Annotated in this window: 13 protein-coding genes; 9 read left to right on the forward strand and 4 right to left on the reverse strand. The window is 68.5% G+C overall.

All coding sequences use genetic code 11. The annotated features are described in order from the left end of the window. Positions 1-46: 46 nt before the first annotated feature. From CHB77_RS00480 to ccmI, 3 genes are read right to left on the reverse strand one after another with little or no spacing between them, the layout of a single operon-like run. The gene (locus tag CHB77_RS00480) at positions 47-214 is read right to left on the reverse strand and encodes a DUF1289 domain-containing protein (RefSeq protein WP_089386222.1); all 168 of its coding nucleotides are present in this window, start codon (positions 212-214) and stop codon (positions 47-49) included. After that, entirely contained in the window at positions 211-681 is a 471-nt protein-coding gene (gene ruvX, locus CHB77_RS00485; RefSeq protein WP_089386223.1) for a Holliday junction resolvase RuvX, read from the reverse strand. Before ruvX ends, CHB77_RS00480 begins: the two co-directional genes overlap by 4 nt. Beyond that, on the reverse strand, positions 678-1,889 hold the full coding sequence (gene ccmI / locus CHB77_RS00490) for a c-type cytochrome biogenesis protein CcmI (protein WP_089386224.1): 1,212 nt from the start codon (positions 1,887-1,889) through the stop codon (positions 678-680). The genes ruvX and ccmI overlap by 4 nt, the downstream gene beginning before the upstream one ends. A 151-nt stretch (positions 1,890-2,040) precedes the next feature. On the opposite strand from ccmI, the gene CHB77_RS00495 reads away from it, so the two are divergent. The 9 genes from CHB77_RS00495 to der all read left to right on the forward strand — a co-directional run bounded on the left by CHB77_RS00495 (position 2,041) and on the right by der (position 11,896). After that, complete coding sequence (locus CHB77_RS00495) at positions 2,041-3,303, forward strand: sarcosine oxidase subunit beta family protein (protein ID WP_089386225.1); 1,263 nt, start codon at positions 2,041-2,043, stop codon at positions 3,301-3,303. Between the two features lie 91 nt (positions 3,304-3,394). After that, entirely contained in the window at positions 3,395-3,616 is a 222-nt protein-coding gene (locus CHB77_RS00500) for a hypothetical protein (RefSeq protein WP_089386226.1), read from the forward strand. 152 nt (positions 3,617-3,768) lie between these two features. Beyond that, positions 3,769-4,119 (forward strand): sarcosine oxidase subunit delta, encoded by a 351-nt coding sequence (locus tag CHB77_RS00505; RefSeq protein WP_089386227.1) that lies wholly within the window; start codon positions 3,769-3,771, stop codon positions 4,117-4,119. After that, complete coding sequence (locus tag CHB77_RS00510; RefSeq protein WP_089386228.1) at positions 4,116-7,046, forward strand: sarcosine oxidase subunit alpha family protein; 2,931 nt, start codon at positions 4,116-4,118, stop codon at positions 7,044-7,046. The genes CHB77_RS00505 and CHB77_RS00510 overlap by 4 nt, the downstream gene beginning before the upstream one ends. Next, entirely contained in the window at positions 7,039-7,557 is a 519-nt protein-coding gene (locus CHB77_RS00515; RefSeq protein ID WP_089386229.1) for a sarcosine oxidase subunit gamma, read from the forward strand. The genes CHB77_RS00510 and CHB77_RS00515 overlap by 8 nt, the downstream gene beginning before the upstream one ends. 96 nt (positions 7,558-7,653) lie before the next feature. Continuing rightward, positions 7,654-8,253, forward strand: a complete 600-nt coding sequence (locus CHB77_RS00520) for a superoxide dismutase (protein ID WP_089386230.1) — start codon at positions 7,654-7,656, stop codon at positions 8,251-8,253. A gap of 124 nt (positions 8,254-8,377) precedes the next feature. Then, positions 8,378-9,046, forward strand: a complete 669-nt coding sequence (locus CHB77_RS00525) for a hypothetical protein (protein ID WP_089386231.1) — start codon at positions 8,378-8,380, stop codon at positions 9,044-9,046. Positions 9,047-9,089: 43 nt separating this feature from the next. Next, entirely contained in the window at positions 9,090-10,415 is a 1,326-nt protein-coding gene (locus CHB77_RS00530) for a PQQ-like beta-propeller repeat protein (RefSeq protein ID WP_242626501.1), read from the forward strand. Beyond that, a complete protein-coding gene (der, locus tag CHB77_RS00535) occupies positions 10,412-11,896 on the forward strand; it encodes a ribosome biogenesis GTPase Der (RefSeq protein WP_089386233.1) in 1,485 nt (494 codons plus the stop codon). The genes CHB77_RS00530 and der overlap by 4 nt, the downstream gene beginning before the upstream one ends. On the opposite strand, the gene CHB77_RS00540 is transcribed toward der, so the two are convergent. Then, positions 11,893-12,639 (reverse strand): hypothetical protein, encoded by a 747-nt coding sequence (locus CHB77_RS00540; RefSeq protein ID WP_089386234.1) that lies wholly within the window; start codon positions 12,637-12,639, stop codon positions 11,893-11,895. The genes der and CHB77_RS00540 overlap by 4 nt on opposite strands. Positions 12,640-12,653: the final 14 nt, after the last annotated feature.

Genomic DNA, 12,653 nt, shown 5'->3' on the forward strand with positions numbered 1-12,653 from the left:
GTCGGGGTCGCGTTTCTATCGCAGATGCCCCGCCATGCGGCAAGCATCAGCCACGCTGCTGCTGGCGGGCGGGCAGGTCGGCCATGATCCGGCGGCGCGCTTCCGGCGGCAGCGTGGGCCAGGCGGCGATCTCGTCCAGGGTGCGCAGGCAGCCGGTGCAGACGCCGGACGCCGGGTCGATCACGCAGACCTTGATGCAGGGGGATTCGATCATCCCCGCAGAAACCGCAGCCGGTCCAGCGCGCCTTGCAGGATGTATCCCGCCGCCACCTGGTCGATCACGGCCGCCCGGCGCTTGCGGGACGTGTCGGCCTCCAGCAGGGCGCGTTCGGCCGCCACCGTGGACAGGCGTTCGTCCCAGAAGCCGATGGAGAGATCCGTCAGCCGTTCCAGGTTGCGGGCAAAGGCGCGGGTCGATTGGGCGCGCGGGCCTTCGCTGCCGTCCATGTTCCGCGGCAGGCCCAGGATCAGGCCGACCAGCCCGCGATCCCTGGCAATGGCCAGCAGTTCGGCCGCATCCAACGTGAATTTCTGCCGCCGGATCACGGTCAGGGGGGATGCAACCTGCCGCAGCCCGTCGCTGACCGCGACGCCGATGGTCTTGGTGCCCAGATCCAGTCCCGCGACGGCGCCAACAGGGGACAGGGACAGGGCGAAATCGGCGATCTCGGTATGGATCATTCGGCCAGACCCGCCTTGGTCGCGGCCTGACGCAGCGTGTCCAGGGCGTCGGGCTGTGCGGCAAAGCGCGTCTGCGCCTCGGCCCAGATCATGCGGGCGTGATCGGCCCTGCCGATCACCACCAGCGACGCGATCAGCCGCGCCCATTCCTCGGGGGAGCCGCCCTGCTGCGCCAGACGCGATTCCAGCCCCGACACCATGCCCGCGATCATCTGCTGCCGTTCTTCGGGCGTCATGTCCTGGGCATCCGCCAGCGCATCGGCATCGGGGCCGGGCAGCGGGGCAGGCGGGACGTAATCGGGCTGGCCCGCCAGCCACGCCAGATCCGATATCGCGGCCCGGATCGGCGCAATCCAGGGCGCATCCTCGGGGCCTTCCTCCAGCAGGCGGCGCCAGACGGGAAAGGCCCGGTCGGGGCGGTCGTTCTGCAACTGCAACAGGCCCAGCAGATAGCGGCCCTGAGGATTGGTCGGATCGGTCTGCAAGGCGCGCGCCAAGACGGTTTCGGCCTCGGGGGTGATAAGGCCGCCCGCCGCCTCGACCATCAGGGCTGACAGGCGCACCAGTTCGGCGGCGGATGCCCGGTCGCCACGCAGATCGACCAGCCTTTGCTGGGCCTCGCGCGCGGCGGCCATGTTGCCAAGCCGCATTTCATTGGTGGCCAGCAGCGCCAGACCCTGCGGATCGTCGGGGCTGCGGGCCACCGCTTCGCGCAGTTGCGCGATCAGGGCGGCGAAATCGTCGGGCACGGGGGCAGCCTCGCGCGCGGGCGCTGTGGCTTCGGCCTCGGCCTGGCTGGGGCGGTCCTGATAGACCTGTTCCGCCATGGCGATGCGCTGTGCGATGGGCAGGTCGGCGCGCCCCGGCTGGCCTTCGCCCAGATACAGCGCCACGCCCGCCACGAACAGCGCCGCCAGAACGCCAAGCGCCACAAGCCCGCGCCCTCCCGGACCGCGCGCCGCGCCCTGGGCCAGGCGGCGGTCGGCGTCCAGCACCTTGCGGCCGATCTCGGTCCGCAGGCGTTCGGCATCCTCGGCGGCGATCACCCCGCGGTCCAGGTCGCGCTCGACCTCTCGCAATTGGTCGCGGTAAACCCGCAGATCGAAAGCCGCCGCAGGTTCCGCCGCGCCGTCCCGCGCGCGCAACAGCGGGGCCATGATGGCAAGGCCGACAGCCGCCGTCAGGGCGGCACAGATGATCCAGAACATTCCCGCTCCTTTGTTCCGTTCTGCTTCTAGGACGGTTTGCCCGGCGCGGAAAGGCGCAGCCTGTCGCATTTTGACGTGATCGCGCCGCAACTTGTCTTGAGCCTGCCGCCCGGTCCCGGCATCCTGTGTTCCAGTCCAACGGGGGTTCCTGATGCCGCAACCGCAATCCGGCCGCTATTCCGTCTTTGCCATCGCCCGCCAGGCATTGCGTCAGCACCAGGACTGGAACCGGGCCTGGGCCAGCCCGGAACCGCGCGACCGCTACAAGATCGTGATCGTCGGCGCGGGCGGGCACGGGTTGGCGACGGCCTATTACCTGGGCAAGAATTTCGGCATCACCGACGTCGCGGTGATCGAAAAGGGCTGGCTGGGCGGGGGCAACACCGGCCGCAACACCACGATCATCCGGTCGAACTATCTGCAGGATCCGTCGGCGGCGATCTATGACAAGGCGCTGAAGCTGTACGAGAACCTGTCCCAGGATCTGAACTACAACGTGATGTTCAGCCCGCGCGGCCTTATCATGCTGGCCCAGACGGAACACGAAGTCCGGGGCTACAGGCGCACGGTCTATGCCAACACTCTGCAAGGCGTTTCGACCGAATGGATCGAGCCTGCGCGGCTCAAGCGGCTGGTGCCGATCATCAACATCGACGGGCCGCGCTATCCGGTGCTGGGGGGGCTGTACCAGGCGCGCGGCGGCACGGCGCGGCACGACGCGGTGGCCTGGGGCTATGCGCGGGCGTGTTCCGACATGGGCATGCACATCATCCAGAACTGCGAGGTGACGGGAATCGAAACCGCGGACGGCCAGGTCCGGGCCGTCAATACCGCCAAGGGGCGCATCGCCTGCGGCAAGCTGGCCCTGGTGGTCGCCGGTCATTCGTCGCAATTGGCCGACATGGCGGGTTTCCGCCTGCCCATCGAAAGCGTCGCCCTGCAAGCCATGGTCAGCGAACCGATCAAGCCCTGCATGGACGTGGTGGTGATGGCCAACACCGTCCACGGCTACATGTCCCAGTCCGACAAGGGCGAGATGGTGATCGGCGGGGGAACCGACAGCTACAACAACTTCACGCAGCGCGGGTCGTGGCACCATATCGAGGAAACCGTCCGCGCCCTGATCGAAACCTTTCCCATGATTAGCCGCCTGAAGATGCTGCGCCAATGGGGCGGCATCGTGGACATGACGGGCGACCGCTCGCCGATCCTGTCCGCGACGCCTGTCGGCAACGTCTTCGTCAACTGCGGCTGGGGAACGGGCGGCTTTAAGGCCATTCCGGGGTCGGGCTGGGCCATGGCGGAACTGGTGGCCCAAGGCCGGCCCGGCCCGCTGGCGGCAGCCTTCGGCATGGACCGCTTCCGCGCGGGTCGCTTCATCGACGAATCCGTGGCGGCGGGTGTGGCGCATTGACCGTGGATCGCCAGACCGGACATTTTGCTGGAACCCGAGGGCGATCGGCCTCATTGTCCGATTACCAAAGGTTTAATCGAAAGGGACAAGAATGGCCGAACCCAGCAGCAATCGCATGTATGTCATCATCGGGGCCATCGTCGTGGTGGTGGCACTGCTGTTCTTCTTCATGTCGGGCAGCGACGATCCCGCCGTCGATGCGACCACGACCGCGCCTGACGCGGCAACGGCGCCTGTGCCTGCCGACCCGGCCGTCGATGGCGCCGTCGATGTCGAACCCGCCGCGCCCGCAACCCCGGCGCCGGCCAACTGATCCGCGCCGCGCCGGAACCGACCGGCCGGTGTCTTCTTCACGAAAATATCCGCGGGGGTCCGGGGGCAGCCAGCCCCCGGCCTTCGCTTTCCCGCCATCCGCGGCATTGCCGTGGGTGGCCTTGTCGTGACCACCCAGATACGAGCCGCGCAATGCTGACCCTGACCTGCCCCTATTGCGGCGTTCCCGCCGAGGAAACCGAACTCTCCCCCGGCGGCGAGGCGCATCTGAAACGCGTCGGTCCCGGTGGTACGTCCCAGGAATTCGAGGACTATCTGTTCGCCCGCAAGAATATCAAGGGCGTGCATTTCGAACGCTGGCGCCATGCCTATGGCTGCGGCAAATGGTTCCTGGCCGCGCGCGACACCCATACGATGCAGGTCTTCGGCACCTACAAGGCCCAAACGGCGCACGCCACGGACGAGATCGTCGGCAATGCCCGGCAGGCCCGCCCCGAATGGGTGCCCGACTGGCCCCAACCGTCCGAGGCGGTGGTCGGATGAGCCATACGCCCCCCTTCCGCCTGACCCGCGGCGGCCGCCTGATCGACCGCGCCTGGCAGCTGGCCTTCCGGTTCGACGGCCGCCACTTGCGCGGGGTGCAGGGCGACACGCTGGCCTCGGCCCTGTTGGCCAACGGCCAGATGCTGATGGGCCGGTCCTTCAAGTATCACCGCCCGCGCGGTCCGCTGGCATCTGGGGCCGAGGAACCGAACGCGCTGTTCGGGCTGGGTCAGGGCGGCCGGTTCGAACCGAACCAGCGCGCCAGCACCACCGCGCTTGTCGCGGGCATGGTGCTGCGCAGCCAGAACTGCTGGCCGTCGCTGGACGCCGATGTGGGCGCGGTCAACACCTGGCTGTCGCCGCTGCTGCCGGCCGGGTTCTATTACAAGACCTTCATCCATCCGCGCCCCTTCTGGAAACATGTGTTCGAGCCGATCATCCGGCGCAGCGCGGGCCTGGGGCGCGCGCCGGTCGATCCCGACCCGGACCGTTACGAACAGGCCTACGCCTTTGCCGAAACGGTCGTCGTGGGCGGCGGCATCGCCGGGCTGACGGCGGCGCGGGATGCGGCGGACAGGGGCGGGCGCGTGATCGTGCTGGAACAGAACCCCGTCTGGGGTGGACGCACGCCGACCGATCACGAAAACGGGCAGGGGGCCATCGACGCGGCTCTGGCCGACCTGCGGGGGCGCGACAACGTCACCCTGCGCCGCAACGCCATGGCGACCGGGCTTTACGATCACGGCTACCTGCTGGCGCGCGAGGCGCTGGCCGACCACGATCCGAACCAGGGCATCCCGCGCCAGCGGTTGTGGCGCATCCGCGCGGGCCACGTCATCACCGCCACCGGCGCCCTGGAGCGCCCGCTGTCCTTCGCCTGCAACGATGTGCCGGGGGTCATGCTGGCCTCCGCCGTGCGCGATTTCATCGCCGATTACGGCGTGGCGCCGGGCCGGCGGATCGTGGTCGTCACCAACAACGACGACGCCTATCGCACCGCCCTGACCGCCCAAGGCGCGGGGCTGGAGGTCGTGGCCGTGATCGACGCGCGTCTGCGCGCCACGGGCGATCTGCCGCAGGCGGTCCGGGCCGCGAACATCCCGGTGATGACCGGCAAGGCCATCGCCAAGGTCAAGGGCGGCGCCCATGTCGAGGGTGTGGCCATCTGCGACCATGCGGGCGATGGCCGCGTCACGGGCAGCCTGGAGTGCGACGTGGTGGCGATGTCGGGCGGCTGGTCGCCGGTCGTCCACCTGTACAGCCACTGCGGCGGCAAACTGACCTGGGACGACGCGCAGGCGATGTTCCGCCCCGATCCCGACCGCCCGCCGCTGGGCGCGGACGGCAAGGCCATGGCCACGGTCGTCGGCGCCGCCAATGGCGACCTGCGCTGCGCGGGCGATCTGGAGGGGGCCGAGGGCGCGACCATGCCCGTCTGGGTGATGCCGCAGCGCGCGCCCTACAGGCTGCGCGCCAAGATGTGGCTGGATTTCCAGAACGACGTGAAGGTCACGGATGTGGAACTGGCCGCCCGCGAAGGCTATGCCAGCGTCGAACACGCCAAGCGGTACACGACGCTGGGCATGGCGACCGATCAGGGCAAGGTCAGCAACATCAACGGCCTGGCGGTGCTGTCGAACGCCCTTGACCAGCCGATCCAGGCCACCGGCACCACGACCTTCCGCCCGCCCTATGCGCCGCTGACCCTGGGCGCCATCGCGGCCGAGGCCAAGGGCGAGGCCTTCCAGCCGCTGCGCAAGACGCCCATGCACGACTGGCACATCCGCAACGGCGCGGCCTTCGAACCCGTGGGGCACTGGCGCCGCCCCTACAGCTATCCCCGCGGGGGCGAGGACCGGCAGGGTGCGGTCGACCGGGAAATTCTGGCGGTCAGGACATCGGTCGGCACCCTGGACGCCTCGACCCTGGGCAAGATCGTCGTCAAAGGGCCGGACGCGGGGCGGTTCCTGGACATGATGTACACCAATATGATGTCCACGCTGCCGGTCGGCAAATGCCGCTATGGCCTGATGTGCAACGAGAACGGCTTTCTGATGGACGACGGGGTCGTCGCGCGGCTGTCGGACGATACATGGCTGTGCCACACCACCACCGGCGGGACGGACCGGATCCATGCCCACATGGAGGATTGGCTGCAATGCGAATGGTGGGACTGGCAGGTCTATACCGCCAACCTGACCGAACAGTATGCCCAGATCGCGGTCGCCGGACCCAAGGCGCGCGAACTGTTGCAGCGCCTGCCCGGCACCATCGATCTGTCGCAGGACGCGCTGCACTTCATGCAATGGGCCGAGGGAGAGCTGGCGGGCATTCCCGCCCGCGTCTATCGAATCAGCTTTTCCGGCGAACTGTCCTATGAAATCGCCGTGCCTGCGGGGCGCGGGCTGGAACTGTGGGAAACGCTGCACGAGACCGGGCGCGACCTGGGCATCACCCCCTATGGGACCGAGGCGATGCATGTCATGCGCGCCGAAAAGGGCTTCATCATGATCGGCGACGAAACCGACGGCACGGTGATCCCGCAGGATCTGGGGCTGCACTGGGCGATTTCCAAGAAGAAGCCCGACTATATCGGCAAGCGCGCCCAGGCCCGCAGCTTCATGAAGGACGGGGGCCGCTGGCAGCTTGTGGGCCTGGAAAGCCTGGACGGCCGCGTGCTGCCCGACGGCGCCCATGCGGTCGAACCGGGGACCAACGCCAACGGGCAGCGCCGCACGCAGGGGCGCGTCACCTCCAGCTATCATTCGCCGACGCTGGACCGGCCCATCGCCATGGGACTGGTGCGGCATGGCCCGGCGCGGATGGGGCAGGTGCTGGAGTTTCCCATGCCCTCGGGCGAGGTGATGAAGGCCCGCATCGTCGATCCGGTCTTCTACGACAAGGAAGGAACCCGCCTGAATGGCTGAGGCGCTTGCAACCATCACCCGCGTCGAGGGCTTGGCCATGATCGCCATCCGCGCCGATCTGTCCCGCGCAGGCGACGCCATCGCCGAGGCGGCGGGCCTTGCCATTCCCGGCGCGCCCCGCATCGTCACGGATGGCCGCCGCGCCCTGGGCTGGATGTCGCCCGACGAGTTGCTGCTGGTCCTGCCGACAGCGGATCTGTCCGAGGCGGTGGCGGCGCTGAACGGCGCGCTGACAGGGGAACATGCGCTGGTCGCCGACATGTCGGACGCGCGCGCGGTGTTCGACGTGACCGGTCCCCATGCGGGCGACGTGATCGCCAAGCTGATGCCGGTCGATCTGGACGGCCTGCCCCCCGACGGCCTGCGCCGCTCGCGCGCGGCCCAGACGGCGGCGGCCCTGTGGCGGATCGACGGCGGCTATCGCCTGATCGGGTTCCGGTCCACGGCGGATTACCTTGGCCTGATCCTGAAAAACGCGGCCATTCCGGGCAGCCGGCTGGCCCCGCGCTGATCGCCGCAGGAACCCGCACCAAAGCCTTGCGTTGATGGGGCGAATGCGGGACTGTGCGCCCGACACCAGGCTGAACCCCTTACGAAAGGACAGAAAATGGCTTTCACGCTTCCCGATCTTCCCTATGCGCATGACGCGCTGGCCGAAGGCGGCATGTCCAGGGAAACGCTGGAATACCACCACGACAAGCATCACAAGGCCTATGTGGACAAGCTGAACGAACTGACCGCCGGCACCGAATGGGACGGCAAGCCGCTGGAAGACATCGTCAAGGGCACCTATCAGAAGGGCGCGGTCGCCCAGAACGGCATCTTCAACAACGCCAGCCAGCATTGGAACCACGCCCAGTTCTGGGAAATGATGGCGCCCAAGCCGGTATCGATGCCGTCGGAACTGGAAAAGGCCATCACCGAGTCGTTCGGTTCAGTCGACGATTTCAAGAAGAAGTTCACCGAAGGCGGCGTCGGTCAGTTCGGTTCGGGCTGGGTCTGGCTGGTCAAGGGTGGCGATGGCGGGCTGGACGTCACCAAGACCGAAAACGGCGTGAACCCGCTGTGCCACGGGCAGACCGCGCTGCTGGGCTGCGACGTGTGGGAACACAGCTATTACATCGATTTCCGCAACGCGCGCCCCAAATACCTGGAAAACTTCCTGAACAATCTGGTGAACTGGGAAAACGTCGCCTCGCGCATGTGACCCGGACGATCGTTCCGACAGGCCCGGCACCGCGCCGGGCCTTTTTTGTTGCCGATGCGCGGCATTGGCTTTCCGCGCAGGCCCGGTATAAGACAGGCTGCACGAAAACGGCGGAACGTGGGACATGGCCAACCAGAATGACAATTTCATCGACGAGGTCTTTGACGACCTGCGCCGCGAACGGCTGTTCCGGCTGTTCCGCCGATGGGGCTGGGTGGCTGGTCTGGTCATCCTGGGCATCGTGGCGGGCGTGGTCTGGCGGGAATACAGCCAGGCACGGGCCGACGCGCAGGCGCGGTCCTGGGGCGACGCGATCCTCGCTGCCGAGGCTGCGGGCGATCCTGCCGCGATCATGGGTGTCGATCCCCAGGGTGCGGAACCCCGCCGCGTGTTGGGCGTGCTGCTGGCTGCCTCTGCCTGGGCGGACGACGGCAACCGGGACGATGCGGCGCAGGCGCTGCGCGAGGTCGCGGACGATGCGGCGGCGGGCACGGTCCTGAACGATCTGGCCGAACTGAAGCTGGTGATGCTGCAAGGCGACGCGATGGATCCGGCGCAGCGCGACGACATCCTGTCGCGCCTGTCGCGCACCGGAGCGCCCTTCGAACTGCTGGCCCTGGAACAGAAGGCCATCGCCCTGATCGGCGCGGACCGGACCAAGGACGCGGTCACGCTGATCCGCCAGATCCAGCAAAAGGACGGCCTGACCGAGGCCTTGCGCCTGCGCCTGTCCGAGATGATGATCGCCCTTGGCGCCGAGCCCGAGCCTGCGCCGACCATGCCGGCCGGCTGATGCCCGCAGGCCAATGACGAACACGACGAGGGAGAGGCGAGGAATGACCGCCACGCTGCGACTGACCCTGGCCCTGACGGCCGTGCTTGGCCTGACGGCCTGCGGCGAACGCGAGGTCATTCTGCAAGGCCAGCGGCTGGATCCACTGGCCGTGACCTCTCCTGACGGTCCGGCCATCGAAGGCCCGGCCGCCGTGTCCTCGACCGCGCTGCGGCTGGCGGCGCCGGTGGCCAACGGCGAATGGACCCATCGCGCCGGCAACGCCGCGCACCAGCCGGGCCATCCGGCGATGGGGGCAGGCACGGGCCGAATCTGGACCGCCAATATCGGCCAGGGCGGTGACAAGCGCCATCGCATCAGCGCCGATCCGGTGGTCGGCGGCGGGCTGGTCTTTACCCTGGACAGCCGCACGCGGGTGACGGCCACCACCACCGGCGGCGCCGCGGCCTGGACCAGCGACATCGCCCCCGCCCTGGAAACCCGCGACAGCGTGTCGGGCGGCGGTTTGGCCTATGAGGGCGGGCGCGTCTATGCCACCAGCGGGTTCGGCGAACTGGTGGCGATGGATGCGGCGTCGGGCCGGATCCTGTGGCGCCAGCGGGTCGATGCCCCCATCGGCGGCGGACCGGCGGTGCAGGACGGCGTGGTCTATGTGCTGGGCCGCAACGACATCGGCTGGGCGGTGCGCGCCGCCGACGGCAAGGTGCTGTGGCAGACGGCGGGAACGCCATCCACGGCGGGGGTGATGGGCGTGTCGGTGCCCGCCGTTCAGGGCAGCACGGTGATCTTTCCTTTTGCATCCGGGCAGTTGCTGGCCGCCGACCGGGACACCGGCGCGACGCTGTGGACCGCGCAGATCGGCGGAATGCGCGTCGGCCGCGCGATCGCCAACATCCGCGACGTGACCGGCGATCCGGTGATCGCGGGCGGGATGGTCTATGGCGGCACGTCGTCGGGCCGCATCAACGCCGTCGAACTGGACACCGGGCTTGAGGCGTGGTCGGCGCGCGACGGGGCCAACAGCCCGGTCGTCGTGGCGGGCGGATCGGTCTTTGCCGTCAACGACCAGGCCGAACTGATCCGGCTGGACGCCGCGACCGGCGGCGTGATCTGGCGGGTTCCGATGCCCTACTACACCACCGAACGGGTCCGCAGGCAGGACCGCATCCATGCCCATTTCGGCCCCGTGCTGGCGGGCGGGCGGCTGTTCGTCGTGTCATCGGACGGGGTGATGCGGGTGTTCGACCCGAATTCGGGCAGCCTTGTCGGGCAGGCCGCCATCCCCGGCGGCGCCGCCGCCGCCCCCGCCGTCGCGGGCCGGACGATCTATGTCGTCTCGCGCAGCGGCCAATTGCACGCATTCCGATGACCTTCACACTCGCCATCGTGGGTCGGCCGAACGTCGGCAAATCGACCCTGTTCAACCGTCTGGTCGGCAAGCGGCTGGCCCTGGTGGACGACCAGCCGGGCGTCACGCGCGACCTGCGCGAAGGCGCGGCGCGGCTGGGCGACCTGCGCTTTGTCGTGATCGACAGCGCCGGCCTGGAAATGGCCGACGACGACAGCCTGCAAGGCCGGATGCGCCGCCTGACCGAACGCGCGGTCAACGAGGCCGACATCTGCCTGTTCGTGATCGACGCCCGCGCGGGCGTGACGGCCGCCGACGAATATTTCGCCGACATCCTGCGCCGCCGGTCCAAGCATGTGATCGTCGCCGCCAACAAGGCCGAGGGCCGCGCGGGCGAATCGGGCGCGATGGAGGCCTGGGGCCTGGGCCTGGGCGAACCCTTGCGCATTTCCGCCGAGCATGGCGAGGGGATGGACGATCTGTACCGCGCCCTGGTGCCCCTGTCCGACCGGATCGAGGCGGAACGCCCGGCGCCGGTCGCCGCCGAAACCGACGTGGATCTGTCCGACGCCGATGCCGAGTCCGGCGAAGGGGCCGAGGATTGGCGCCCGTCGGCCGCGCGGCCGCTGCAACTGGCGGTGATCGGGCGTCCGAATGCCGGAAAATCCACGCTCATCAACAAGATCATCGGCGAAGACCGTCTGCTGACCGGACCCGAAGCCGGGATCACCCGCGATTCGATCAGCGTCAGCACGGATTTCATGGGCACGCCCATGCGGATCTTCGACACCGCCGGAATGCGCAAGAAGGCCAAGGTCACCGACAAGGTGGAAAAGCTGTCGGTCGCCGATGGGTTGCGCGCCGTGCGCTTTGCCGAGGTGGTGGTGGTCCTGCTGGACGTGGCCATCCCGTTCGAACAACAGGATCTGCGCATCGCCGATTTCGCGGAAACCGAAGGACGCGCCGTGGTCGTGGCCGCGAACAAGTGGGATCTGGAGGACGACAAGCCGCACAAGCTGAACGAACTGCGCGCCAGTTTCGAAAAGCTGCTGCCGCAACTGAAGGGCGCGCCCCTGGTCACGGTGTCGGCCCGCACCGGCAAGGGGCTGGACCGCCTGCACGCCGCGGTGCTGAAGGCGCACGAGGTCTGGAACCGCCGCATCCCCACCGCGCGGCTGAACCAGTGGCTGGGCGCCATGACCGAAAGCCATCCGCCCCCCGCGCCGGGCGGTCGGCGGATCCGCCTGCGCTACATGACGCAGATCAAGACCCGGCCCCCCGCGTTTATCGTCAAGGCCACCCATACCGACAAGCTGCCCGACAGCTATCAGCGGTATCTGGTCAACGGGCTGCGGGCCGATTTCGACATGCCCGGCACGCCGATCCGGTTGTTTTTCCGCGACCAGGGGGGGGACAATCCCTTCAAGGAAAAGGCCAACAAGATCAACCAGTCGGGCGCGCTGTCCAAGCACAGGAACCGGCAAAAGCCCAAGGACGGCTAGGTCGCGGCGCGCACCAGCACGACGCCCATGCCCGATATGCCGATGATCGCGGCCAGGGCCACGCCGGGGCTGCTGCCCATGGTGGATACGGCCACCGCGCAAAAGGCCCAGATCAGCGCCAGCGAAAAGCTGATCGACGGTCCGATCCGGTCCTGCGCGATCAGGCCGATCACCGCTCCGGGCAGGATTGCCAGGAGGGCGGCTTGCGGCGTTGTCAGCGACAAGGGCGCCCCGATCAGCGTGGCCACCGTGGCGGTTCCCAGCGCAAGGCTCCACCCCGCCAGGAAGCCGGGGGCGGCGCGTGCCTGCCCACGGGCCTGAATCGCGCCGGACAGTGCGGCGCACAACATCATCAGCGCGCCCAGGATCGCCACCGGCGTGTTGACGGTGACGATCCAGGGCCAGATGGCGCCGACCGCCAGGCAGCACGTCAAGGGCAGCCGGGCCGGGTTCCGGGGACCATCAGCGGGCTGGCGGTATTGCTGGATCCCGTCAAGAAGCAGCAGCCCCCACAGCGCGATCAGCAGCGCCCACATCAACAGGCTTTGCGGCTGGACATAAAGCTGCGGCAGGGTCGCGGCGGGTGCGGCCATGGCAATGGGCATCAGGCCATGGGACAACGCCTCGGGCATGACGGGCGGGACGATCTGCACGGCCGGCCGCGTCATGGTCGCAAGCGCGATCCCGCTGGCGACGAACAGCATGGCCGAGGCCAGGTAAAGGATGTTTGCCGCCCGTGCCATGCCAGCCAACGCGC

The sequence above is a fragment of the Paracoccus sediminis genome, from assembly GCF_900188295.1.
GTDB classification, from domain to species: Bacteria; Pseudomonadota; Alphaproteobacteria; order Rhodobacterales; family Rhodobacteraceae; genus Paracoccus; species Paracoccus sediminis.

What these genes read in the sequence shown, in the direction of transcription:
- CHB77_RS00480 (WP_089386222.1), bottom strand. Translation starts at nt 214, where the DNA reads ATGATCGAATCCCCCTGCATCAAGGTCTGCGTGATCGACCCGGCGTCC.
- ruvX (WP_089386223.1), bottom strand. Translation starts at nt 681, where the DNA reads ATGATCCATACCGAGATCGCCGATTTCGCCCTGTCCCTGTCCCCTGTT.
- ccmI (WP_089386224.1), bottom strand. Translation starts at nt 1,889, where the DNA reads ATGTTCTGGATCATCTGTGCCGCCCTGACGGCGGCTGTCGGCCTTGCC.
- CHB77_RS00495 (WP_089386225.1), top strand. Translation starts at nt 2,041, where the DNA reads ATGCCGCAACCGCAATCCGGCCGCTATTCCGTCTTTGCCATCGCCCGC.
- CHB77_RS00500 (WP_089386226.1), top strand. Translation starts at nt 3,395, where the DNA reads ATGGCCGAACCCAGCAGCAATCGCATGTATGTCATCATCGGGGCCATC.
- CHB77_RS00505 (WP_089386227.1), top strand. Translation starts at nt 3,769, where the DNA reads ATGCTGACCCTGACCTGCCCCTATTGCGGCGTTCCCGCCGAGGAAACC.
- CHB77_RS00510 (WP_089386228.1), top strand. Translation starts at nt 4,116, where the DNA reads ATGAGCCATACGCCCCCCTTCCGCCTGACCCGCGGCGGCCGCCTGATC.
- CHB77_RS00515 (WP_089386229.1), top strand. Translation starts at nt 7,039, where the DNA reads ATGGCTGAGGCGCTTGCAACCATCACCCGCGTCGAGGGCTTGGCCATG.
- CHB77_RS00520 (WP_089386230.1), top strand. Translation starts at nt 7,654, where the DNA reads ATGGCTTTCACGCTTCCCGATCTTCCCTATGCGCATGACGCGCTGGCC.
- CHB77_RS00525 (WP_089386231.1), top strand. Translation starts at nt 8,378, where the DNA reads ATGGCCAACCAGAATGACAATTTCATCGACGAGGTCTTTGACGACCTG.
- CHB77_RS00530 (WP_242626501.1), top strand. Translation starts at nt 9,090, where the DNA reads ATGACCGCCACGCTGCGACTGACCCTGGCCCTGACGGCCGTGCTTGGC.
- der (WP_089386233.1), top strand. Translation starts at nt 10,412, where the DNA reads ATGACCTTCACACTCGCCATCGTGGGTCGGCCGAACGTCGGCAAATCG.
- CHB77_RS00540 (WP_089386234.1), bottom strand. Translation starts at nt 12,639, where the DNA reads ATGGCACGGGCGGCAAACATCCTTTACCTGGCCTCGGCCATGCTGTTC.